Origin of the sequence: Enterobacter sp. E12, assembly GCF_014596715.2 — a bacterium.
In the GTDB taxonomy this organism is placed as follows: Bacteria; Pseudomonadota; Gammaproteobacteria; order Enterobacterales; family Enterobacteriaceae; genus Enterobacter; species Enterobacter bugandensis.
Map to the genome: position 1 here is coordinate 3835671 of NZ_CP115601.1, position 24606 is coordinate 3860276.

Here is a 24606-nt window from a genome sequence, read left to right on the forward strand (position 1 = left end):
CTCCTTAGAAATAACCCTGACGTTTCTTCAGCTCCATGGAGCCTGCCTGGTCGCGGTCAATCACGCGCCCCTGTCGCTCGCTGGTGGTGGACACCAGCATCTCTTCGATGATCTCCGGCAGCGTCTGCGCGTTCGATTCCACCGCGCCGGTCAGCGGCCAGCAGCCGAGGGTACGGAAACGGACCATCTGTTTTTTGATCACTTCACCCGGCTGCAGGTCGATACGATCGTCGTCAATCATCATCAGCATGCCGTCGCGCTCCAGCACCGGGCGCTCGGCGGCCAGGTACAGCGGAACAATCTCGATGTTTTCCAGATAGATGTACTGCCAGATATCCAGCTCGGTCCAGTTAGAGAGCGGGAAGACGCGAATGCTTTCGCCCTTGTTGATCTGGCCGTTGTAGTTGTGCCACAGCTCCGGGCGCTGGTTTTTCGGATCCCAGCGATGGAAGCGGTCGCGGAAGGAGTAGATTCGCTCTTTGGCGCGGGATTTTTCTTCGTCACGCCGCGCGCCGCCGAAGGCCGCGTCAAAACCGTACTTGTTCAGCGCCTGCTTCAGCCCTTCGGTTTTCATGATGTCGGTATGCTTGGCGCTGCCGTGGACGAACGGGTTAATGCCCATCGCCACCCCTTCCGGATTTTTGTGCACCAGCAGCTCGCAGCCGTAGGCTTTGGCGGTACGGTCGCGGAATTCGTACATTTCGCGGAATTTCCAGCCGGTATCCACGTGCAGCAGCGGGAACGGCAGCGTGCCCGGATAAAACGCTTTACGCGCCAGGTGCAGCATGACGCTGGAATCTTTACCGATGGAGTACATCATCACCGGGTTAGAGAACTCGGCGGCCACTTCGCGGATAATATGGATACTTTCCGCTTCGAGCTGCCGCAGGTGAGTAAGTCGTTTTTGGTCCATAACCGTTCCTTAAGCCAAATTTACAACAGAAGAACCAAAGCCTTCTGTATCGGTTGTGTGTTGGAACCAGGCGAGGGTGCTGTGCAGCTGCACCACCTCTCCCACCACGATCAGGGCAGGCATCGGGGCGTCTTTCGCCAGGGTTGCAAGGTCTTGTAATGTGCCGATAGCGACATGCTGATCGACGCGCGTACCGCGAGAAATGACGGCAACGGGCGTCGTCGCCTCGCGACCGTGCTGAATAAGCTGTTCGCTGATGTCCGCCGCCTTCATGGTGCCCATGTAGATCGCCAGCGTCTGGCGGCTCTGGGCGAGATGCGACCAGTCAAACGGCGTGCTGTCGGCCTTGTAGTGTCCGGTCACAAAGGTGACGCTCTGGGCATAATCGCGATGGGTGAGCGGGATCCCGGCGTAGGCCGTCACGGCTGACGCCGATGTGATGCCGGGCACCACCTGGAACGGTACGCCCGCTTCGGCTGCCGCCTGCAGTTCTTCACCGCCGCGACCGAAAATGAACGGGTCGCCCCCTTTCAGGCGCACCACGGTTTTGCCCGCTTTCGCGGCGGCAATCAGCATCTGGTTGGTATCGTGCTGCGGCACGGAGTGTTCCCCCGCCCGTTTGCCGACGCAGATTTGCTCCGCATCGCGACGGATCAGCTCGCGCACGCCATCGGTGACCAGGTGGTCGTAGAACACCACGTCCGCATCCTGCAAAACCTGCAGGCCGCGCAGCGTCAGCAAACCGGCATCCCCCGGCCCGGCTCCCACCAGAATAATTTCCCCGCCCGTACTGCCGGGGTTATCCAGTTCGTCTTCGAGAATTTTCTGCGCCGCCGTCTCATTGCCCGCCTGCATCAGGCTGGCAAAGCGGCCGCGAAATACGCGCTCCCAGAAGCGACGGCGTTCCGTCACGCTGGTCAGGCGGTTTTTTAAATGGTTGCGCCAGTAGCTGGCTTTCTCCGCCATGCGTCCGAGGCTGGTCGGCAGCAGCGCTTCGATCTTTTCCCGCAGCACGCGCGCCAGCACCGGCGCGGTGCCGCCGGAGGAGATCGCCACCAGCAGCGGCGAGCGGTCAACGATCGACGGGAAGATAAACGAGCATAAAGGCTGGTCGTCCACCACGTTCACCAGACGGTAACGGGCCTGGGCCGCGTCGGAGACCCGCCGGTTAAGTTCCCGATTTTCAGTCGCCGCAATCACCAGCACCACGCTGTCGATCTGTGACTCGTCGAAATCCGCCTCTTCAACAACCCGCACCTGTGCCCCTGCGCGCTGCAAAAACGCGATTTTGCGATCGGCAATTTCTCCCGTGCCGACAACCAGTACCGGTCGGTCTTTTAAGGCGGCAAAAAGGGGCAGATAGTCCACAGGCAACAACTCACTAACAACGAGGAATAGAGGGACTATAGGGGGCGGCTTAGATCGAATGAAATTACGAATTGGAATGAGTAGTTACTCAATGGAATAACGCAGTAAAAAAGCAAATACCAAAAAATGCTTAACACGCGAAATTTCGGGCATTTAAGAGCAATTCAAATTGTGTATGGACGATCACAGTTTCATACTATGCACGTTATTATTTTGCTCTGTTTTTAAGGACTCACTATGTTTTCCGCAACGCGCCACCGTATTGCTGCCCTGGCGCTCGGCGTTTGCTTTATCCTTCCGGCTCAGGCAAAAAATCAACCTTATGGTGAAATCGCGACTCAGCAGGCGCGACATATTGCGACGGTTTTCCCTGGCCGCATGACCGGTTCACCCGCGGAGATGCTCTCCGCCGACTATATTCGCCAGCAGTTTGCACAGATGGGCTACCAGAGTGACATACGCTCGTTTCACAGCCGCTACATCTATACCTCACGCAATAAAACGCAAAACTGGCATAACGTGACCGGCAGCACGGTGATTGCGGCGCATGAGGGGAAAGCGGCTGAGCAGATTATTATCATGGCGCACCTGGATACCTATGCGCCAATGAGCGACGCCGATATTGATAATAACCTCGGGGGACTGACGCTGCAGGGCATGGACGATAACGCAGCGGGTCTCGGCGTGATGCTTGAACTGGCTGAACGCCTTAAAAATATTCCGACGAAATACGGTATTCGCTTTGTGGCGACCAGCGGCGAAGAAGAAGGAAAACTCGGCGCTGAGAATCTCCTTAAACGGATGAGCGCTGAGGAGAAGAAAAATACGCTGCTGGTGATTAACCTCGATAACCTGATCGTGGGCGATAAGCTCTATTTTAATAGTGGACAGAGCACGCCGAGCAGCGTGCGTAAACTCACCCGCGACCGTGCGCTGGCGCTTGCCCGTACGCATGGCGTCTATGCCGCAACAAACCCAGGCGGTAACCCGGATTATCCAAAAGGCACTGGCTGTTGTAACGACGGGGAAGTGTTTGATAAGGCAGGCATTCCGGTGCTGTACGTCGAGGCGACGAACTGGGCGCTGGGCAAAAAGGATGGCTATCAGCAGCGCGCTAAATCGAAAGCGTTCCCTGACGGGACAAGCTGGCATGACGTGCGGCTGGATAATCAGCAGCACATTGATAAAACGCTGCCGCAGCGGATTGAGCACCGCAGCCGGGACGTGGTGAAAGTGATGCTGCCGCTGGTGAAGGAGCTGGCGAAAGCGGGCAAAGCCTGATGTTTTTAAGTATAGCGGGGCCTGATGCCCTCACCCCAACCCTCTCCCACAGGGAGAGGGAGGATAAAGGATCACCCTTCGTGCAGCCCGCACTCGCGCTTCAGCCCGAAGAATCGCGTCTCTTCTTCCGCCATTCCCGGCTCCCATTTGCGCGTGGTGTGGGTGTCGCCCACGGACAGGTAGCCCTGGTCCCACAGCGGATGGTACTTGAGTCCGTGTTTTTGCAGGTACTGATACACCGTGCGGTTATCCCAGTCGATAATCGGTAGCACTTTGAATACGCCGCGCTGTACCGCCAGTACCGGTAAAGTTGCGCGGCTCCCGGACTGCTCGCGGCGCAGGCCGGCAAACCACGTTTGGGCGTTCAGCTCTTTCAGCGCCCGGTTCATCGGCTCAACTTTGTTGATCTCATTGTATTTTTCAATGCCCTCAACGCCCTGCTCCCAGAGCTTGCCGTAGCGCGCCTCCTGCCAGGCCGCGCTTTCCGTTGCGCGGTAGACTTTAAGGTTCAGCCTGAGCTTGTCCGTCAGCTCGTCGATAAACTGGTAGGTTTCCGGGAACAGGTAGCCGGTATCGGTGAGGATCACCGGTATGTCCGGACGGATCTGATTCACCAGATGCAAACTGACCGCCGCCTGAATACCAAAGCTTGATGAGAGCACATACTCTCCCGGCAGGTTTTCCAGCGCCCACGCCACGCGCCCTTCGGCGTCCAGCTTTTCAAGGTGAGCGTTAGTTTCTGCCAGCGCCAGAATGCGTTCGACTTTTGGCAGGTCATTAAGGGCGTTTAGATCGAGTACGGACATAATTACCTCTCGTGGTTACTCCCAGAAATCCCTTGCGGGATCGAGCACCGGGCGAATGATGCCCGCACGCACCGTAAAGTCGCCGAAGCCTTCACCCGCTTCGCGCTCTTTCGCCCAGCGCCCGACAAGCTCGTCGATAGAATCAAGAATTTCCGGCTCGGTGATGTTCTCGCGGAACATGCGTGGAATACGCGTGCCGATACGGTTACCGCCCAGGTGCAGGTTGTAGCGACCCGGCGCTTTCCCCACCAGCCCCAGCTCGGCCAGCATCGCACGACCGCAGCCGTTCGGGCAGCCCGTCACGCGCATAACAATATGCTCGTCCGGAATACCGTGTTTTTCCAGAATCGCTTCCACTTTGTCAGTAAATGACGGGAGAAAACGCTCGGCTTCGGCCATCGCCAGCGGACAGGTCGGGAACGACACGCAGGCCATCGAGTTTTCACGCTGTGGCTTCACCGCATTCATCAACCCGTGCTCGCGCGCCAGCTCCTCAATTTTCGCCTTTTCGCTTTCCGGCACGCTGGCGACGATCAGGTTCTGGTTAGCGGTGATACGGAACTCGCCTTTGTGGATCTTCGCGATTTCCAGCAGACCGGTTTTCAGCGGGCGGCCCGGATAATCCAGAATACGGCCATTTTCAATGAACAGCGTCAGGTGCCAGTTATTGTCGATGCCTTTCACCCAGCCGATGCGATCGCCGCGACCGGTGAATTCGTAAGGGCGGATCGGCTCAAATTTGATCCCCGCACGACGCTCCACTTCCTCTTTGAACGTTTCAACGCCCACGCGCTCCAGAGTGTACTTGGTTTTCGCGTTTTTACGGTCGGTACGGTTGCCCCAGTCGCGCTGGGTGGTCACTACCGCTTCCGCCACGGCCAGCGTGTGCTCCAGCGGCAGGAAGCCGAACTCGCTCGCGGTGCGGGCGTAGGTTTTCTTGTTACCGTGCTCAATAGACAGGCCGCCGCCCACCAGCAGGTTAAAGCCCACCAGCTTGCCGTTTTCGGCAATCGCCACGAAGTTCATGTCGTTGGCGTGCAGATCGATGTCGTTCTGCGGCGGGATCACCACCGTGGTTTTGAACTTACGCGGCAGGTAGGTCTGACCGAGGATCGGTTCTTCGTCGGTGGTCGCGACTTTCTCCTGATCGAGCCAGATCTCCGCATAGGCGCGGGTACGCGGCAGCAGGTGCTCGGAAATTTTCTTAGCCCACTCATACGCTTCGGCGTGGAGCTCGGACTCGTACGGGTTCGAGGTGCAGAGCACGTTACGGTTCATGTCGTTGGCGGTCGCCAGCGCGTCCAGACCCACGGAGTGCAGCATCTGGTGCACCGGCTTCACGTTCTTCTTCAGAATCCCGTGGAACTGGAAGGTCTGACGGTTGGTCAGGCGGATGCTGCCATAAATCGTGTTTTCACCTGCAAACTTGTCGATCGCCTGCCACTGTTTGGTGGTGATCACCCCGCCCGGCAGACGGCAGCGCAGCAGCATCGCGTGGCGCGGCTCCAGTTTCTGTTCTGCGCGCTCGGCGCGGATATCGCGGTCGTCCTGCTGATACATACCGTGGAAACGGATCAGCAGGAAGTTGTCGCCTTTGAAACCGCCGGTCAGGCCGTCATTCAGATCTTCAGCAATGGTGCCGCGCAGATAGTTGCTTTCCAGCTTCATGCGCTCGGCGTCTGTCAGTTTACCTTCGACCACCAGTGGCCCTGGATGTTTTTCGCTCATTAGTAGACATCTCGCTGATAACGGCGCTCAACGCGCAGCTCACTTAAAAATTCATCCGCCGCTTCGGCATCCATACCGCCGAATTCGGCAATCACTTCCAGCAGTGCCTGCTCAACGTCTTTCGCCATGCGATTGGCGTCGCCGCAGACATAAATGTGGGCACCGTCATTGATCCAGCGCCACAGCTCTGCGCCCTGTTCGCGCAGTTTGTCTTGTACGTATACTTTTTCTTTCTGATCGCGGGACCAGGCCAGATCGATGCGGGTCAGTACGCCCTCTTTGACGTAGCGCTGCCACTCAACCTGGTAGAGGAAATCTTCGGTAAAGTGCGGGTTGCCGAAGAACAGCCAGTTTTTACCCGGCGCGTCGTCCGCGGCACGCTGCTGCATAAAGGCGCGGAACGGCGCGATGCCGGTGCCCGGGCCAATCATGATCACCGGAGTTTCCGGGTTCGCCGGCAGGCGGAAGTTGTCGTTGTGCTCGATAAAGACGCGCACCTCGCCCTCTTCTTCCACGCGGTCCGCCAGGAAGCTTGATGCCCCACCCGCGCGGGCGCGGCCTTCGATGTCGTAGCGCACCACGCCGACGGTAACGTGAACTTCGCTTTCCACTTCCGCCTGGGAAGAGGCGATAGAGTACAGGCGTGGGGTCAGCGGACGCAGCAGACCGATCAGCGCATCGGCATCCAGCTGTGCCGGAGAGAAACGCACCATATCGACAATCGGCGTCGTCGCGGCGTAATGCTGCAGCTTCGCTTTGTCGCCCACCAGCGGCAGCAGGGATTCGCTGCGCGTTAGGGTGGCATAATTCTCGACGATATTCGGGGTGTTCACCGTCAGCTCGAAATGCCACTGCAGCGCCTCTGAAAGTGGCTGGGTTTTGCCATCAACGGTGACGGGCTCGTCACCCTTCAGCCACAGCAGTTCCACCAGCTCTTTCACCAGCGCCGGATCGTTCTGATACCAGACGCCCAGCGCATCGCCAGGCTGATAGCGCAGGCCGGAGTCGCCAAGATCGATTTCAATATGGCGCACGTCTTTTTCCGAGTCGCGGCCCGTAATTTTCTGGTTCACCGACAGGCTCGCCGTCAGCGGCGACTCTTTGGTGTACGGGCTGGTGTGGATCTCATTGACGGTGCCCGCAGCGGTCACCGCGGCCTGTGCTGGCGTCTCTTTCGGGACGCGGGCTTTCAACACCTCAACGATGCGCGCACGCCATTCAGCGGCGGCAGTCTGGTATTCCACATCCGCGTCCACGCGGTCCAGCAGGCGCTCCGCGCCCAGCTCCGCCAGCTTGCTGTCGAAATCTTTACCGGACTGGCAGAAGAATTCATAGGAGGTATCGCCCAGGCCAAAGACGGCAAACGCCGTGCCGTTCAGCTTAGGGGCTTTTTTTGAGAACAGGAACTTGTGCAGCGCCACCGCTTCTTCAGCGGGTTCACCTTCCCCCTGGGTCGAGGCGACCATCACCAGCAGTTTTTCTGACGCGATTTGTTTGAATTTATAATCCCCGGCGTTGACCAGGTTCACGTTCAGTTTGGCGGCCAGCAGATCATCACGCAGCGCTTCGGCCACGCGGCGGGCGTTGCCCGTCTGCGAGGCGCTAATCAGCGTAATAGCAGGAATTTCCACGGCCGTTGCCGGTGCGCCAGCCACCGCGCCAGGCTGCTGGTTGAGCATTCCCCAGAAATAACCGGAGACCCAGGCAAGCTGAGTGGGAGAAAAATCAGAGGTGGCAGCCTGAAGGCGCGCCAGTTGCTCCGGGTTAAGGGGAAGCAAATTTGAAGGTGGGGCCTGTGTTGTCATGCGTCGTTATGTTCCAGTAGCCAAGCGGACTTTAAGCGAATAAATCCAAACTGAAGATAAGGTTAACGGCGTGGATAATAACAATTAAAGAAGGGATGGAAATAATAAATAACCAAATGGACTAACCTGTTTTAGTTATCGTTCTTAGCGGTAAAAACGATTGAATAACCATTTGAAATAAAACAATAAAAACCAACAATCACCCTGAATACCCGGCGTTCAACGTTCAGAGCCGTTTTAGTTAATGCTAAAAATTGTGCTTTCCGGTACTATGCGGCGGTTTTTTCCGCATTACTGAGAGCGATCATGTCCACCACACTGTTTAAAGATTTCACCTTCGAAGCCGCCCACCACCTTCCGCACGTTCCTGCAGGACATAAATGCGGCCGCCTGCACGGGCATTCGTTTATGGTGCGTCTTGAGATCACCGGTGAAGTTGATCCGCATACCGGTTGGATCATGGACTTTGCCGAGCTGAAGGCCGCGTTTAAGCCGACCTACGATCGTCTGGATCACTACTATCTCAACGATATTCCGGGTCTGGAAAACCCGACCAGCGAAGTGCTGGCAAAATGGATCTGGGATCAGATGAAGCCGCTGGTACCGCTGCTGAGCGCGGTGATGATCAAAGAAACCTGCACGGCAGGCTGCGTGTATCGCGGAGAGTAAAAAAAGCCCGGCAAAACCGGGCTTTTTTCTAGGCAATATTCAGATACTTATGCGTCTGCATCGACAGGCGCCAGTTGCGCGCAATGCAGGTTTCAATGCACAGGCGCGTCGCATCCTCTTTCTGGCTGATCGGCTGCAGGGCGATTACCCGCTGCTTCTCATCCGTCAGCGTCGCCAGCAGTTCATCCAGCGCTTCGATATCACGCACGCGTCCTACCGGATGCTTAATTTCATCCGCGCGCTCCAGCGCCTGAGACAGCACGTCATACCCGCCACGCATATTCACTTTTGGCGATACCGTCACCCAGGTGGTGTGTGAACAGCGCACTTCATGGGTGCCGCTGGTCTCAATCTGGCAGCTGTAGCCGTTCTTTTCGAGCAGCTCGGTCAGCGGCGTCAGATCGTGAATGCAGGGTTCGCCGCCGGTGATGACGACGTGGCGAGCCGTCCAGCCCTGGCGACCAATAATGGCCAGCAGGTCTTCTGCACTGCCAGCGCCCCACTTATCGCTCTCTTTGGTTTTCGCCAGAATGCTAAACAGCGACACTTCCCGATCTGCGAGCTTATCCCACGTATGTTTGGTATCACACCAGGCACAGCCAACCGGGCATCCCTGTAAACGAATAAAGATAGCGGGAACGCCGGTAAAGTAACCCTCGCCTTGCAGGGTCTGGAACATCTCGTTAATCGGGTACTGCATAGTCATCTCAGTAAAGGGGATAAACGATAAGTATCGCAGATCCCCGTCGGATGGTCATGCTCCATCGGTGCTTTGCGCGCTAATCGCCGCCATAAAGCGCGCGGTAATTTGCTGTGGGCGGGTGATCGCCCCGCCGACAACGACCGTATGCGCGCCCAGAGCCAGACACCGGGCCGCGCGCTCGGGCGTATCCACGTTGCCTTCGGCAACCACGGGGACCGTCACGGCCGCCAGAACCGCTTTCAGGAACGCACAGTCATTCTCCGGAAGCGTATGGCCTATCGTTTCCGCCGTATAGCCGTACAGCGTGGTACCGACGCAGTCAAAGCCAAGCGTCTGCGCCGTCACGGCTTCGTCTACGGTGGAAATATCTGCCATCAGCAGTACCGAGGGGTAACGTGAGCGGATGGCCGTGACCAGTGTTTCCAGGGATTCACCGCCAGGACGTTCCCGCGCCGTCGCATCAAGGGCAATGATTTCCGGAGAGACGGCCATGAGCTCATCCACCTCTTTCATCGTAGCGGTGATAAATACTTCGCTCCCTGGATAGTCCCGTTTGATGATGCCGATAACCGGTAAAGACACCTGCTGTTTAATGGCCTCGATATCCACCACGCTGTTGGCGCGAATGGCGAAGGCTCCGCCCTGTGCCGCCGCCAGCGCCATTCGCGACATGATAAACGGGCTGTGCAGCGGTTCGTTTTCCAGCGCCTGACAGGAGACGACCAGTTTTCCCTTCAGGTTATCCAGTACATTTTTCATTACGATAAGATCTCTTCCACTTCGTTTTTGATAATCGTGACGTGCGGGCCATAAATGACCTGTACACCGTTACCGCGCACGATAACGCCGCGCGCGCCGGTGGCTTTCAGCGCCGCGTCATTCACTTTGCTGCCGTCTTTGACCGTCACGCGAAGCCGCGTGGCGCAGCAGTCCACCTCTTCCAGATTGTCTTTTCCGCCCAACCCGGCGATCACCGCCGCAGCGCGCTCGCTTTGCGGCAGGCTGACGTCATCAACCATCGCCTCCTTTTCACGGCCCGGCGTGGCGAAATCAAAGCGGTTAATCAGGTAGCGGAAGGTGAAGTAATAGAGGAAGAACCACGGCACGCCGACCAGCGGAACGAACATCCAGTTGGTTTTGGCCTCCCCCTGCAATATGCCGAACAGCACGAAGTCAATAAAACCGCCGGAGAAGGTCTGCCCGATTGTGATGTGCAGCATGTGCGCGAGCATAAACGCCAGCCCGTCAAACAGCGCGTGAATGACGTAGAGCACCGGGGCAATGAACAGGAAGGAGAACTCGATGGGCTCGGTAATTCCCGTCAGGAATGAAGTTAACGCCGCGGAGAGCAGCAGCCCGGCAACGCGCTTTTTGTTCTCCGGTTTCGCCGTGTGGTACATCGCCAGACACGCGCCGAGCAGGCCAAACATCATCGTGATAAAGCGCCCGGACATGAAGCGTGACGTGCCTTCATAGAAATGCTGCGTGTTCGGGTCGGCGAGCTGAGCGAAGAAGATCCGCTGCGTGCCCTCAACCAGGTGGCCGTTGACGATCTCGCTGCCGCCGAGCGCGGTGGTCCAGAACGGCAGATAGAAGATGTGGTGCAGACCAAACGGGCCAAGCATGCGCAAAATAAAGCCGTACAGCAGCGTGCCAAGATAACCGGTGGCATCCACCAGCCCGCCCAGACCAAAAATAAGCTTCTGGAAATGCGGCCAGACCACGGTCATGATCGCGCCAACGAGTATTGCCGCCAGCGAGCTGATAATCGGGACAAAGCGCGAGCCGCCAAAAAAGCCCAGGAACTGCGGAAGCGCTATCTTGTTAAACCGATGATGCAGCGCGCAGGTCACGAGACCAATCACCACGCCGCCAAACACCCCGGTTTCCAGCGTCTGAATACCCAGCGTCATGCCCTGCCCTACAGCGCCCGGGTTCTCGTGCGCCAGTTTGCCGGTGAGGATCAGCAGCGCGTTGATGGTGGCGTTCATCACCAGAAACGCGAGTAGCGCTGCCAGCCCCGCCGTGCCCTTATCGTTTTTTGCCAGCCCGACGGCCACCCCAACCGCAAACAGCACCGAGAGGTTCGCAAACACAATCGAACCCGCACTGCTCATGATGGTGAAAATGGCCTGCAGCCAGCTCACATCTAAAAACGGATAGGCCGCCAGCGTATTGGGGTTCGATAACGCCCCGCCGATACCGAGCAGCAGACCCGCCGCGGGCAAAACGGCGATAGGCAACATAAAGGATTTGCCAAAGCGCTGCGCTTTTTCAAACCATCCACCCGACGAAGCGCCACTGAATATTTGCATCATTTTTTCATCCCCCCATTAAAAGATGAAAATTTTTACCATATAAATATTTTATAGTGAAAATTATCATCACAAACCAGGAGGCCGATCATACTTTTTTAAAATGACTGGCATCTTTCCCCCGCTTTCCGCCACACTAGTCGCAGTGAAACACATTAAGGACGTGGCATGTCGGACCATGAAAACCTGCTGCTGAAGCTCCGCCAGGAGGCTTCCGGGTACAGCCCAACGCAACAAAAACTCGGTGAGTTTGTCCTCAGCGACCCTGCCCGGGTGCTCTACCTGACCATCACCGAACTGGCGCGAGAGAGCCACACCAGCGAGGCCAGCGTGACGCGTCTTTGCCGGACGCTGGGATGTAAGGGGTATAACGAATTCAAAATGGCGCTGGCGCTGGACATTCAGCAGGGCCAGCCCGCACGTCAGGCGGGGGATGAGATTGACAGCGTGGTGGATGAATCGGTGCAGGCTCTGCAGGATACCGCGAGACTCCTCGACCGCGCGCTGCTTGAAAAAGCCGCACTGGCGCTGCATCAGGCGCAGTCCGTGCAGATTTATGGCGTCGCGGCCAGCGCGATCCTCGGGGAGTATCTGCATTACAAGTTATTAAGGCTGGGTAAATCCGCACAGCTGTTTAGCGATATGCACCGCGCAGCCATGAATGCGACCACGCTTTCGGCAGAGACGCTGGTGGTGGCGATCTCCAGCTCCGGTTCAACGCGAGATTTACTTCACGTGGTGAAACTTGCCCGCAAGCGCGGGGTGAAGGTTCTGGCGCTCAGCAACACTCCCCGCAGCCCGCTGGCGTCTCTTAGCGATATGCTGCTGGTGGCCGCCAAGCCAGAAGGCCCTCTTAGCGCGGGCGCGCTCAATGCCAAAGTTGGGGTGATGCTGCTGGTCGAATTACTTACGACATCCATGATTGCGCTGGATGGTCATTACGCTGACGTCAGCCAGCAAACGGCCAGCGCCACGCTTCCTCTTCTGCTCTGAAAACCCTTCGCAGGCTAAATAAAATAGCCTGCATTTTATTTTGCTCAATTTAACTTAAGCAGAGTTCAATTCATTTATATGATAAATGTTTGGTGTAACAAATTATTTTGTTTATTACAGTTTGAATTATTTTCCTCGCGCCACCCCAGAGACAAAAACAGATTAAAATCATTAAGTTAAAATAAAAACATGAATAAATTGAATTTTTCCGCTTTCTGCAATGTCCAATATTTTCACCTGATTTCCTTTCCTTAAAATAAGCTTAAGACGCTGTCGGTCCCGACGTTTTATTATTTAAACGCCGTTTACTTTTGCGCGCCTACAATCCGCCCCATCAATCATAATGAGACGGTAATAATGAAGATGTTATTAATTACAGGCGTGACCGGGTTTCTGGGCGGTGCAGTACTTGAAAAAATCCTGACCAGCGATCAATCCGTAAAACTCCTTTTGCTTGCCCGTGCCGGCGATCCGCAAAGCGGGCTGGCGCGCGTGCAGGAGAACATGCGTAAGTTCAACATTTCTGAGGAGAAACTGGCCTCCCTGAGCGTGGATAATATCCTCATCGGCGACCTCAGCCAGCCGGAAGCCTTTCTGAACGATCCCCGTCTGGACCAAGTTACGCATGTCGTTAACTGCGCGGCAGTTGCGTCTTTTGGCAATAACCCGCTGATCTGGAAGGTGAACGTAGAGGGTACGCTAGCGCTGGCGCGCCGCATGGAGCAGGTCGCAGGGCTGCAGCGTTTCCTGCATGTAGGCACCGCAATGTCATGCACGCCGGAGCAGGATTCGCTGGTCGCCGAAAGTGCGGAATTCAGAGAAAACGCTGAGCACCTGGTGGAATATACGTATTCGAAGTCAACCATCGAACAGCTGATGCGCCAGGAATGTCCTAACCTGCCGCTGCTCATCGCCCGTCCGTCCATCGTCGTCGGCCATACCCGCCACGGCTGCACGCCGTCGAGCAGTATCTTTTGGGTCTTCAGCATGGGCCTGATGCTGCAGAAGTTTATGTGCTCGATGGAAGACCGGATCGACGTTGTCCCGGTAGATTATTGCGCCGACGCAATGTTAATGCTGCTGAGCAGCAACGCGCGTCCGGGGGAAGTGGTACACATTTCAGCCGGGGAAGAGAACAGCGTTCGCTTTGCGGATATCGATCGGGCAATGGCGCAGGCGCTGGAGAAAGCGCCCGTTGGCGATAAGTACGCGCAGGTCAGCTACGAAACGCTGGTCAAAATGCGCCGTGAACTGAAAACCATTTTTGGTCCGTGCAACGAACGTCTGATGCTGAGAGCGATGCGCTTATACGGTGCCTTTGCCACGCTGAACGTGCGCTTCAGCAACGATAAGCTGCTCAGCATGGGGATGCCGAAGCCACCTCGTTTTACGGATTATATCGCCCGCTGCGTGCAAACCACCCGGGGACTGACCATTCCCGAGCAGATGGCGGTCGATTTTAAATAACCAAAAAAAATGCCAGTCATTCGACTGGCATTTTCATGTTAAGGCTTAAGCAATTATGCCTGGCCTTTGATCTCTTTACGACCGTTGTAAGGTGCTTTTTCACCCAGCGCTTCTTCGATACGAATCAGCTGGTTGTATTTAGCAACACGGTCAGAACGGCTCATAGAACCGGTTTTGATCTGGCCAGCAGCGGTACCAACAGCCAGGTCGGCAATGGTCGCGTCTTCAGTTTCGCCAGAACGGTGAGAGATAACAGCGGTGTAGCCAGCGTCTTTCGCCATTTTGATCGCAGCCAGCGTTTCGGTCAGAGAACCGATCTGGTTGAATTTGATCAGGATGGAGTTAACGATGCCTTTCTCGATGCCTTCTTTCAGGATCTTAGTGTTGGTTACGAACAGATCGTCACCAACCAGCTGGATTTTGTCGCCCAGTACTTTGGTCTGGTATGCGAAACCATCCCAGTCAGACTCGTCCAGACCGTCTTCGATAGAAACGATTGGGTACTGTTTGGTCAGGTCTTCCAGGAAGTGAGTGAACTCTTCGGAGGTGAACGCTTTGTTGCCTTCGCCAGCCAGAACGTATTTACCGTCTTTGTAGAATTCAGATGCTGCACAGTCCATCGCCAGGGTGATGTCTTTGCCCAGCTCGTAGCCTGCTGCTTTAACCGCTTCAGCGATAACAGCCAGTGCTTCTGCGTTAGAACCCAGGTTTGGCGCGTAGCCACCTTCGTCACCAACAGCAGTGTTCATACCTTTAGCTTTCAGAACTTTAGCCAGGTTGTGGAACACTTCAGAACCCATACGAACCGCTTCTTTCAGGGTTTTCGCGCCAACTGGCTGAATCATGAATTCCTGAATATCAACGTTGTTGTCTGCGTGCTCACCACCGTTGATGATGTTCATCATTGGTACAGGCATAGAGTATTTGCCTGGGGTGCCGTTCAGTTCAGCGATGTGCTCGAACAGTGGCATACCTTTAGCAGCGGCTGCTGCTTTGGCGTTCGCCAGGGAAACGGCCAGGATTGCGTTCGCACCGAAGTTAGATTTGTTTTCAGTACCGTCCAGATCGATCATGATCTTGTCGATGCCAGCCTGATCTTTGGCATCTTTGCCAACGATAGCCTGAGCAATAGGACCGTTAACAGCGCCAACCGCTTTCAGTACGCCTTTGCCCATGAAACGGGATTTGTCGCCATCACGCAGTTCCAGCGCTTCACGGGAACCCGTAGAAGCACCTGATGGAGCAGCTGCCATACCGACGAAACCACCTTCCAGATGAACTTCGGCTTCAACGGTCGGGTTACCACGGGAGTCGATGATTTCACGACCGATGACTTTAACGATTTTGGACATTAGATTTTCCTCAGTACAAGTTAAACTAAAACTCCAGACAAACAACGCGTACCGTTGGTACGCGTTGCCGTTCTAACTTTTTTACTTCGCCTGACGCTTCTGGTACTCGCTGGCGGCTTTCACGAAGCCTGCAAACAGCGGATGTCCATCACGCGGCGTTGAAGTAAATTCCGGGTGGAACTGGCAGGCAACAAACCACGGATGGTTTGGCACCTCGATGATCTCGACTAACTGATCGTCCCCGGAGCGACCCGCAACACGCAGGCCCGCGGCTTCAATTTGTTTCAACAACATATTGTTGACTTCATAGCGGTGACGATGGCGCTCGGTGATGACCGGCTCGCCGTACAGCTTGCGAACCACGCTATCGTCGGACAGCTGGCAGGCCTGCGCGCCAAGACGCATAGTGCCACCCAGATCGCTCTTCTCGGTACGGACTTCGACGTTACCGTCTTCGTCGCGCCATTCCGTAATCAGCGCCACGACAGGGTACTTACAGTCTGGCACAAATTCCGTAGAGTTCGCGTTTTCCATTCCCGCTACGTTGCGCGCAAATTCGATCAGCGCAACCTGCATACCCAGGCAGATGCCGAGGTATGGAATATTGTTTTCACGCGCATAGCGTGCAGTGGCGATCTTGCCTTCAACACCACGGTAGCCGAAGCCGCCAGGGATGAGGATAGCATCCAGATCTTTCAGAATTTCAACGCCACGTGTTTCAACATCCTGCGAATCAATCAGCTTGATGTTCACGGAGACGCGGTTCTTCAGACCACCGTGCTTCAGCGCTTCGATAACGGACTTATAGGCGTCCGGCAGTTCGATGTACTTGCCGACCATACCGATAGTCACTTCGCCTGCCGGGTTCGCTTCTTCATAAATAACCTGTTCCCATTCAGACAGGTTAGCTTCCGGACAGTTCAAGCTGAATCGTTTACAAATATAATCGTCCAGACCCTGTGATTTCAACAGGCCCGGGATTTTATAAATGGAATCGACATCTTTCATTGAAATAACGGCTTTTTCAGGCACGTTACAGAACAATGCAATTTTCGCACGTTCGTTCGCTGGAATGGCACGATCGGAACGGCAAACCAGGATGTCAGGCTGAATACCGATAGAGAGCAGTTCTTTAACGGAGTGCTGAGTCGGTTTGGTTTTCACTTCACCTGCCGCCGCCATGTAAGGCACCAGCGTCAGGTGCATGAACAGCGCGTGTTCACGACCAATGTCTACCGCCAGCTGACGAATCGCTTCGAGGAACGGCAGGGATTCGATATCACCCACGGTACCGCCGATTTCAACCAGCACAACGTCATGCCCTTCGCCACCGGCAAGGACACGCTCTTTGATGGCGTTAGTGATGTGTGGGATAACCTGCACGGTCGCGCCCAGGTAGTCACCGCGGCGCTCTTTACGCAGAACGTCAGAGTAGATGCGGCCAGTCGTAAAGTTGTTACGACGGGTCATTTTGGTACGAATGAAACGCTCGTAGTGGCCAAGATCCAGATCGGTTTCAGCGCCGTCTTCAGTAACGAACACTTCCCCGTGTTGGGTTGGGCTCATGGTGCCAGGATCGACGTTGATATACGGATCCAGTTTCATCATGGTCACATTGAGGCCACGGGCTTCAAGAATGGCTGCGAGGGAGGCTGCGGCAATGCCTTTACCCAGAGAGGATACGACCCCGCCGGTCACAAAAATATAGTTCGTTGTCATGCTGAACCTGAGAAGTTAGGGTGAAACGATGGAATAACCAGGACGGGAAAGTAGTATACCCGAACACGGCGAGCGCCACAAACTTTCATTCTCCGTCTCCATTCCAGGCCATGACAAACATAAGGAGTGAGAAAATAGCCCCTTTTGGGTAAATGTTTTTGACGCAAATCAAGCGCTTGTCATTTAAAAAATCACACAAATTGCGCTTGATCGCAAAATTCCGTTAGAGATCAGATTCCTGGCGTTTTACTTCCTGCCAGACTTCTTCCATCGCGTCGAGGTCAATTCCGGTCATTTCCAGGCCGCGCGAGGCCACAATCCGCTCGACTTCACGAAAGCGTCGTTCGAATTTCAGGTTGGCTTTTTGCAGCGCGGTTTCCGCTTTTACCCCTAAATGGCGAGAAAGATTGACGGTGGCGAACAGCAGGTCGCCCATCTCTTCCTCCAGCTTTGCTTCATCGACCACCGCCTGCTGCGCTTCGTGCATCACTTCATCGATCTCTTCATGCACTTTATCCAGCACGGGTCCCAGGGAATCCCAGTCAAATCCTACCGCCGAGCAGCGCTTTTGAATTTTGTGGGCGCGCATCAGCGCGGGCAGGCTCAGCGGGATGTCGTCCAGCGCAGAGTGCTGGGACTTTTCAGCGCGCTCGGCGCTTTTAATCTGCTCCCAGCGGGACAGCACCTCTGCGCTGTTTCCTGCAGTGGCATCGCCAAAGATATGCGGATGGCGGCGCTCCAGCTTATCGCTGATAGCGGCACAGATATCGTCAAAGTTAAAGCGCCCTTCCTCCTGCGCCATCTGGGCGTAGAACACTACCTGGAACAGCAGGTCGCCGAGTTCACCGCGCAGGTCATCGAAATCCTCGCGTGAAATGGCGTCCAGCACCTCATAGGTCTCTTCGAGGGTATAAGGTGCGATGGTCGCGAAAGTCTGCTCCTTGTCCCACGGGCAGCCGTTTTCCGGGTCGCGCAGGCGTTTCATGATGCCGAGCAGGCGGTCGATTTGAGTCATAGTTCTGTCCTGATGAAAAAATGCCGGGTGGCGGCGTTGCCTTACCCGGCCTACGGAAGAGGATGTTTAGCCGCCGTGCAGACGACGCGCGTCAATCACATCCGGCACCTGGTTCAGTTTGCCCAGCACGCGGCCGAGCACCTGCAGGTTGTAGATTTCGATGGTCATATCGATGGTGGCAAGCTGCTCGCGGGTATCGCTGCGGCTGGCGACGCCCAGCACGTTGACCTTCTCGTTGGCGAGAATGGTGGTGATGTCGCGCAGCAGCCCGCTGCGATCGTTGGCAGTGACGCGCACCACCAGCGAGTAACCGGCGGAATAGCTCTCACCCCAGACCGCTTCCACGATACGCTCCGGCGCGTGGGACTGCAGTTCGGCAAGCTGGTCGCAGTCGGAGCGGTGGATCGAGATCCCGCGCCCCTGGGTGATAAAGCCGACGATATCGTCCCCCGGAATCGGCTGGCAGCAGCGGGCAATGTGGTGCATCAGGTTGCCCACGCCCTCGACCACCACGCGGCCGTTGTCTTTGCTGCGCTGCTGCGGGGCATAGGTTTTCTGCTGCAGCTGCTTCAGCGCCGCCGCGTCCTGCTCTTCCGCGCTAGGCTTGTTGAACTGCGCCTGCAGGAAGTTGACCATCTGATTCAGACGGATATCACCGCCGCCAATCGCCGCCAGCAGCTCGTCCAGCTCGTTGAAGTTGTAGCGCGGCAGCAGGAATTTCTCTGCTTCTTTCAGGCTGATCCCGATATGCTCCAGCTCGTCGTCAAGGATCTGGCGACCGGCAAGAATGTTTTTGTCACGATCCTGCTTGCGGAACCAGGCGTGAATTTTGGAGCGCCCGCGGCTGGTGGTGACGTAACCGAGGTTCGGGTTAAGCCAGTCGCGGCTCGGGTTTGGCTGCTTCTGGGTAATGATTTCAATCTGGTCGCCCATCTGCAGCTGATAGGTAAACGGCACGATACGTCCGCCGATCTTCGCCCCGATGCAGCGGTGCCCCACGTCGCTGTGAATGTGGTAGGCAAAATCGAGCGGCGTGGAGCCAGCCGGCAGGTCGACAACGTCCCCTTTCGGGGTAAAGACGTAGACACGGTCATCAAAGACCTGGCTGCGCACCTCGTCGAGCATTTCGCCGGAGTCGGCCATCTCTTCCTGCCACGCAATCAGCTTGCGCAGCCAGGCGATGCGGTCTTCGTGGCCGGAGCGTGCCCCGCCAGAAGTGCCCTCTTTGTACTTCCAGTGCGCGGCTACGCCCAGCTCGGCGTCTTCGTGCATCTGTTTGGTGCGGATTTGAATCTCGACCGTTTTGCCGCCGGGGCCAAGCACCACGGTATGAATGGACTGGTAGCCGTTCGGTTTTGGGTTCGCGACATAGTCGTCAAATTCATCCGGCAGGTGGCGGAAGTGAGTATGTACTATCCCCAGCGCGGCGTAGCAGTCCTGTAGACGCTCCGCCACGATACGCACGGCGCGCACGTCAAACAGCTCGTCAAAGGCGAGGTGTTTCTTCTGCATTTTGCGCCAGATGCTGTAGATGTGCTTAGGCCGACCGTAAACTTCGGCACGCACATTCTCTTCTTTCATGGCCTGACGCAGCCCGCTGACAAACTCGTCGATGTAGTGCTCACGATCGATACGGCGCTCATGCAGGAGTTTGGCAATGCGCTTGTATTCTGCCGGATGCAGATAGCGGAAGCAGTAATCTTCCAGCTCCCATTTCAGCTGACCAATACCTAAGCGGTTCGCCAGCGGCGCATAGATGTTCGTACACTCTTTGGCGGCCAGCACGCGCTCGTCTTCCGGCGCATCTTTCACTTCACGCAGGTGGGCAATACGCTCGGCAAGCTTGATGACCACGCAGCGAAAATCATCCACCATGGCCAGCAGCATCCGGCGGACGTTATCAACCTGCTCAGAGGAGACGGAATCGGTATGCGCGGCTTTTAGCTGGCGAATGGCCGCCATATCGCGCACGCCGTGGATCAGCGCAACGACGGATTTGCCGACGCTGTCGCGCAGCACATCTTCGCTGACCACATCCGCATCCGCGAGGGGGAACAGCAGCGCGGCCTGCAGCGTTTCGATGTCCATGTTCAGCATGGACAAGATTTCAACCATTTCCACGCCGCGCCATAAGAGAAGATCGGCATCCGGGTGTCCCTGCGTGGTGCGCAGACAGTAGGCCCAGGTTTCGGTTAAGCGTTCACACGACTGCTGGCTGGAAATTCCCAGACTTGCGATCCATTTTTGTGGGTCAAACTCCCCAGCTTTATTGAGATGTGCACTTCTTACCGCAACCATTGTCCTCTCCTTTAGGGACCAGGGCCTGTCGAAGTCGACAAGCCAAACAAATTAGATGTGCTCGAACAACGCCATCGATTCCAGATGTCCAGTGTGCGGGAACATGTCCAGCATTGCCAGACGCCGAATCTGGTAACCCGCGCTGATTAACGCCTCACTGTCACGGGCAAGCGTTGCCGGGTTACAGGAAACATAGACCACGCGCCTGGGCGCGAGTTTAATAATATGCGCCATGACGCCTGGGGCACCTGCACGCGCCGGGTCGAGCAGGATTTTGTCGAAACCCTGCTTTGCCCACGGCTGTTGGGTGACATCTTCCTCGAGATTTTGATGAAAGAATGTCACATTTTGCAAGCCGTTCTGCTCTGCGTTTTCCTGGCCTTTGACCACCAGCGCCTCAACGCCTTCCACCCCGACCACGCTTGCCGCTCTACGCGCCAGCGGCAGGGTAAAGTTACCCATGCCGCAGAACAGATCGAGCACACGGTCAGTGGGCTGTACGTCAAGCCATTCCAGGGTCTTCGCCACCATTTGCTGGTTTATGCCGTCGTTGACCTGGATAAAATCACGCGGACTGAACGTTAAGCGTAGCCCGTCTGACGCATACCAGGGAGCTTCGCCCGATACCTGTTCAAGTATCTCGCTTTGAGGCGCGAGGAAAAGCGCAAGCTCATGAGAATGCGAAAAGCGTTCCAGTTTTTCGCGATCTTTTTTCGACAGCGGCACGGTGTGGCGCAGCACCATCAGCGGGCCGTTGTTCGCCAGCACCAGTTCAACGTGGCCCAATGAACGCACCCCGTCCAGCGATGCAAGACAGCGGTGCACGTCCGGAAGTAACGCCTCAAGATGGGGCACCAAAATGGGGCACCGCTTCACGTCAACAATATCGCTGGAGGCTGCTTTGCGAAAACCCATCTCCAGCCGCTCCGTTTTGGGCTGATAGCTCAGGCTCAGGCGCGCGCGGCGGCGATAGCCCCAGGGCTCATCGGCGATAATCTCGTCAACTTCGTGTTTAAGGAGGCGCGCCAGCGCGCGGCTTTTACTTTTTTGCTGTAATTCTGTGCTCGCATGCTGTTGCTGGCAGCCTCCGCACACGCCAAAATGTGGACAGCGGGGCTCCACGCGCTCCGGGCTCGCGTTGAGGCGACGCTTCACCTGTCCACGCGAGTACTGACGCTTGTCTTCCGTCAGCGTAATTTCTGCTCGTTCTCCTGGCAGCAAACCTGTTATAAACAGAGTCTTACCGTTGTGACGAGCCACTCCCTGACCAAACGGATCAAGGTCCGTGGCTTCAACAGTAATGATTTGACGCGTCGTCACGCGTCGCTTTGCAGAGTAGAATTGCGCCATCGCCGAGATTTTTCTCACATAAACATAATTATCTTAATTGTCCCATAACGGAACGCCATGACCAACTACAGCCTGCGCGCGCGCATGATGATTTTGATCCTCGCCCCCACCGTTCTCATCGGTTTGCTGCTGAGTATCTTCTTTGTGGTGCACCGCTATAACGATTTGCAGCGACAGCTGGAGGACGCGGGCGCCAGCATTATCGAACCGCTCGCCGTCTCAAGCGAGTATGGGATGAACCTGCAAAACCGTGAATCCATTGGGCAGTTAATCAGCGTGCTCCACCGCCGCCACTCGGATATCGTCCGCGCCATTTCCGTCTACGACGAACATAACCGCCTGTTTGTCACCTCAAACTTTCATCTCGATCCGACCACGCTGAAGATCCCTGACGGTACGCCCTTCCCGCGCCATCTCACCGTGTTGCGGCGCGGCGACATCATGATCCTGCGCACGCCGATCGTGTCGGAAAGCTATTCACCCGATGAGTCTGCGCAATCCGATGCCAAATCCAGCAATAACATGCTGGGATATGTAGCGCTTGAGCTGGATCTCAAGTCGGTACGGCTGCAGCAGTACAAAGAAATTTTTATCTCCGGCGTGATGATGCTGTTCTGCATTGGTATTGCGCTGATCTTCGGCTGGCGTCTGATGCGCGACGTCACGGGGCCCATCCGCAACATGGTTAATACCGTTGACCGCATCCGCCGGGGACAGCTCGACAGCCGCGTGGAAGGGTTTATGTTGGGCGAGCTGGATATGCTGAAAAATGGCATTAACTCGATGGCGATGTCGCTGGCGGCCTATCACGAAGAGATGCAGCATAACGTTGACCAGGCCACCTCTGACCTGCGCGAAACGCTGGAGCAGATGGAGATCCAGAACGTTGAGCTGGATCTGGCGAAAAAGCGCGCTCAGGAAGCGGCGCGTATCAAGTCTGAGTTTCTGGCCAATATGTCGCACGAGCTGCGTACGCCGCTCAATGGCGTGATCGGCTTTACCCGCCTGACCCTGAAAAGCGAGCTGAATCCTACTCAGCGCGATCACCTGCACACCATTGAACGTTCGGCCAACAACCTGCTGGCGATCATTAACGACGTGCTGGACTTCTCCAAGCTGGAGGCCGGCAAACTGATTCTGGAGAGCATCCCGTTCCCGCTGCGCAGTACGCTCGATGAAGTCGTGACGCTGCTCGCGCACTCGTCGCACGACAAGGGCCTTGAGCTAACGCTCAATATTAAAAACGACGTGCCGGACAACGTTATTGGCGATCCGCTGCGCCTGCAGCAGGTCATTACCAATCTTGTCGGGAATGCGATTAAATTCACCGAAAGCGGCAACATCGACATCCTGGTAGAAAAACGCGCCATCAGTAATAACAAGGTGCAGATTGAGGTTCAAATCCGCGATACCGGTATCGGCATTCCGGAGCGGGATCAGTCGCGTCTGTTCCAGGCCTTCCGCCAGGCAGACGCCAGCATCTCCCGCCGCCATGGCGGTACCGGACTGGGGCTGGTGATCACGCAGAGGCTGGTAAACGAGATGGGCGGCGATATCTCTTTCCACAGCCAGCCAAACCGCGGCTCAACCTTCTGGTTCCATATTAACCTCGACCTCAATCCGAACGTGCTGACCGACGGCCCGGTGACGGACTGTCTGAAAGGTAAGCGCCTGGCCTACGTTGAGCCTAACGCGGCAGCGGCGCAGTGCGCGCTGGATATTTTAAGCACCACGCCGCTGGAGGTGGTTTACAGTCCAACCTTCTCTGCCCTGGCCGTTGATCATTACGACATTTTGCTGATGGGGATCCCGGTGACCTTCACCGGCGAGCTGACCATGCAGCAGGAGCGACTGGCGAAAGCCGCGTCGATGACCGACTATCTGCTGCTGGCGCTGCCCTGCCACGCCCAGCTTAATGCGGAAGAGTTGAAAAACGACGGTGCGGCCGCGTGCCTGCTTAAACCACTCACCGCGACCCGCCTGCTGCCCGCCCTCACGGAGTATTGCCGTCTTAGCCAGCACGCACTGCCGTTGATTAACGACGAGCAAAAACTGCCCATGAGCGTGATGGCGGTGGATGATAATCCGGCAAACCTGAAGCTAATCGGCGTATTGCTGGAAGACCAGGTTCAGCATGTTGAGCTGTGTACCAGCGGCGCCCAGGCGGTTGAACTGGCTAAACAGATGCAGTTCGACTTAATTCTGATGGATATTCAGATGCCGGGCATGGATGGCATTCGTGCCTGCGAGCTGATCCACCAGCTCCCGCATCAGCAGCAAACCCCGGTGATTGCGGTCACCGCGCATGCGATGGCCGGTCAGAAAGAGAAGCTGCTGAGCGCCGGGATGAATGATTACCTGGCGAAACCTATCGACGAAGAGAAGCTTCATAACCTGCTGTTACGCTATAAGCCGGGGCACATTGGCGGAACATATACGGTTTTCAGCGAGCCGGTTGAGGTAAGCGTTAATCAAAATGCGACCTTTGACTGGCAGCTGGCGCTGCGCCAGGCGGCAGGGAAACCCGATTTAGCACGCGAGATGCTGCAAATGCTGGTCGCGTTTCTGCCGGAGATCCGTAATAAGGTTGAAGAACAGCTGGTGGGCGAGAACCCGGAAGAGCTGCTGGAAGCGATCCACAAGCTGCACGGCAGCTGCGGCTACAGCGGCGTACCGCGGCTGAAAAACCTCTGCCAGCTGCTGGAGCAGCAGCTGCGCGCGGGTACGCCGGAATCGGAGCTTGAACCGGAGTTCCTGGAACTGCTGGATGAGATGGATAACGTGACGCGGGAAGCGATGAAGGTGTTGGGTAGCTGAGGTAAAA

18 protein-coding genes are annotated in these 24606 nt (G+C 56.2%); 5 read left to right on the forward strand and 13 right to left on the reverse strand.

Annotated features, from left to right (window positions below; all coding sequences use genetic code 11):
* Positions 1 to 4 precede the first annotated feature (4 nt).
* Positions 5 to 913, reverse strand: a complete 909-nt coding sequence (cysD, locus tag IB212_RS18335; RefSeq protein ID WP_008499613.1) for a sulfate adenylyltransferase subunit CysD — start codon at positions 911 to 913, stop codon at positions 5 to 7.
* A 9-nt stretch (positions 914 to 922) separates the two neighbouring features.
* Positions 923 to 2272, reverse strand: coding sequence for a siroheme synthase CysG (gene cysG / locus IB212_RS18340; RefSeq protein ID WP_188246065.1), 1350 nt, complete (start codon positions 2270 to 2272; stop codon positions 923 to 925).
* A 246-nt stretch (positions 2273 to 2518) separates the two neighbouring features.
* On the opposite strand from cysG, the gene IB212_RS18345 reads away from it, so the two are divergent.
* On the forward strand, positions 2519 to 3562 hold the full coding sequence (locus tag IB212_RS18345) for an aminopeptidase (RefSeq protein ID WP_041908427.1): 1044 nt from the start codon (positions 2519 to 2521) through the stop codon (positions 3560 to 3562).
* Between the two features lie 71 nt (positions 3563 to 3633).
* On the opposite strand, the gene cysH is transcribed toward IB212_RS18345, so the two are convergent.
* The 3 genes from cysH to cysJ are packed head-to-tail and all read right to left on the reverse strand — an operon-like array spanning position 3634 to position 7901.
* Positions 3634 to 4368 (reverse strand): phosphoadenosine phosphosulfate reductase, encoded by a 735-nt coding sequence (cysH, locus tag IB212_RS18350; protein WP_008499616.1) that lies wholly within the window; start codon positions 4366 to 4368, stop codon positions 3634 to 3636.
* A gap of 15 nt (positions 4369 to 4383) precedes the next feature.
* Positions 4384 to 6096 (reverse strand): assimilatory sulfite reductase (NADPH) hemoprotein subunit, encoded by a 1713-nt coding sequence (gene cysI, locus IB212_RS18355; protein ID WP_041908423.1) that lies wholly within the window; start codon positions 6094 to 6096, stop codon positions 4384 to 4386.
* Positions 6096 to 7901: an NADPH-dependent assimilatory sulfite reductase flavoprotein subunit gene (gene cysJ, locus IB212_RS18360; protein ID WP_041908421.1), complete on the reverse strand. Its 1806-nt coding sequence runs from the start codon at positions 7899 to 7901 to the stop codon at positions 6096 to 6098. Before cysJ ends, cysI begins: the two co-directional genes overlap by 1 nt.
* Before the next feature lie 306 nt (positions 7902 to 8207).
* Here cysJ and queD point away from each other — a divergent pair, with 306 nt between their 5' ends.
* Entirely contained in the window at positions 8208 to 8570 is a 363-nt protein-coding gene (gene queD, locus IB212_RS18365) for a 6-carboxytetrahydropterin synthase QueD (RefSeq protein WP_003862700.1), read from the forward strand.
* Between the two features lie 28 nt (positions 8571 to 8598).
* Here queD and queE read toward each other — a convergent pair whose 3' ends face one another.
* The 3 genes from queE to IB212_RS18380 are packed head-to-tail and all read right to left on the reverse strand — an operon-like array spanning position 8599 to position 11591.
* Positions 8599 to 9270, reverse strand: coding sequence for a 7-carboxy-7-deazaguanine synthase QueE (gene queE / locus IB212_RS18370; protein ID WP_028014249.1), 672 nt, complete (start codon positions 9268 to 9270; stop codon positions 8599 to 8601).
* Positions 9271 to 9324: 54 nt separating this feature from the next.
* Positions 9325 to 10032 carry an N-acetylmannosamine-6-phosphate 2-epimerase gene (locus tag IB212_RS18375; RefSeq protein ID WP_041908420.1) on the reverse strand — a complete coding sequence of 236 codons (708 nt, stop codon included), beginning with the start codon at positions 10030 to 10032 and terminating at the stop codon, positions 9325 to 9327.
* Entirely contained in the window at positions 10032 to 11591 is a 1560-nt protein-coding gene (locus tag IB212_RS18380) for a maltose/glucose-specific PTS transporter subunit IIC (protein ID WP_041908418.1), read from the reverse strand. The genes IB212_RS18375 and IB212_RS18380 overlap by 1 nt, the downstream gene beginning before the upstream one ends.
* Before the next feature lie 165 nt (positions 11592 to 11756).
* Here IB212_RS18380 and IB212_RS18385 point away from each other — a divergent pair, with 165 nt between their 5' ends.
* Both IB212_RS18385 and IB212_RS18390 read left to right on the forward strand, forming a co-directional pair.
* The gene (locus tag IB212_RS18385) at positions 11757 to 12581 is read left to right on the forward strand and encodes a MurR/RpiR family transcriptional regulator (RefSeq protein ID WP_028014252.1); all 825 of its coding nucleotides are present in this window, start codon (positions 11757 to 11759) and stop codon (positions 12579 to 12581) included.
* A gap of 357 nt (positions 12582 to 12938) precedes the next feature.
* On the forward strand, positions 12939 to 14048 hold the full coding sequence (locus IB212_RS18390) for an SDR family oxidoreductase (protein WP_041908416.1): 1110 nt from the start codon (positions 12939 to 12941) through the stop codon (positions 14046 to 14048).
* 53 nt (positions 14049 to 14101) lie between these two features.
* On the opposite strand, the gene eno is transcribed toward IB212_RS18390, so the two are convergent.
* The 5 genes from eno to rlmD all read right to left on the reverse strand — a co-directional run bounded on the left by eno (position 14102) and on the right by rlmD (position 21782).
* Positions 14102 to 15400, reverse strand: coding sequence for a phosphopyruvate hydratase (eno, locus tag IB212_RS18395; protein ID WP_006811784.1), 1299 nt, complete (start codon positions 15398 to 15400; stop codon positions 14102 to 14104).
* An 81-nt stretch (positions 15401 to 15481) separates the two neighbouring features.
* The gene (pyrG, locus tag IB212_RS18400; protein ID WP_028014254.1) at positions 15482 to 17119 is read right to left on the reverse strand and encodes a glutamine hydrolyzing CTP synthase; all 1638 of its coding nucleotides are present in this window, start codon (positions 17117 to 17119) and stop codon (positions 15482 to 15484) included.
* Positions 17120 to 17342: 223 nt separating this feature from the next.
* Entirely contained in the window at positions 17343 to 18134 is a 792-nt protein-coding gene (gene mazG, locus IB212_RS18405; RefSeq protein ID WP_041908413.1) for a nucleoside triphosphate pyrophosphohydrolase, read from the reverse strand.
* Between the two features lie 66 nt (positions 18135 to 18200).
* A complete protein-coding gene (gene relA, locus IB212_RS18410) occupies positions 18201 to 20432 on the reverse strand; it encodes a GTP diphosphokinase (protein ID WP_028014256.1) in 2232 nt (743 codons plus the stop codon).
* A gap of 51 nt (positions 20433 to 20483) precedes the next feature.
* Positions 20484 to 21782 carry a 23S rRNA (uracil(1939)-C(5))-methyltransferase RlmD gene (gene rlmD / locus IB212_RS18415; RefSeq protein WP_041908412.1) on the reverse strand — a complete coding sequence of 433 codons (1299 nt, stop codon included), beginning with the start codon at positions 21780 to 21782 and terminating at the stop codon, positions 20484 to 20486.
* Positions 21783 to 21839: 57 nt separating this feature from the next.
* Here rlmD and barA point away from each other — a divergent pair, with 57 nt between their 5' ends.
* Complete coding sequence (gene barA, locus IB212_RS18420) at positions 21840 to 24599, forward strand: two-component sensor histidine kinase BarA (RefSeq protein WP_041908411.1); 2760 nt, start codon at positions 21840 to 21842, stop codon at positions 24597 to 24599.
* Positions 24600 to 24606 lie beyond the last annotated feature (7 nt).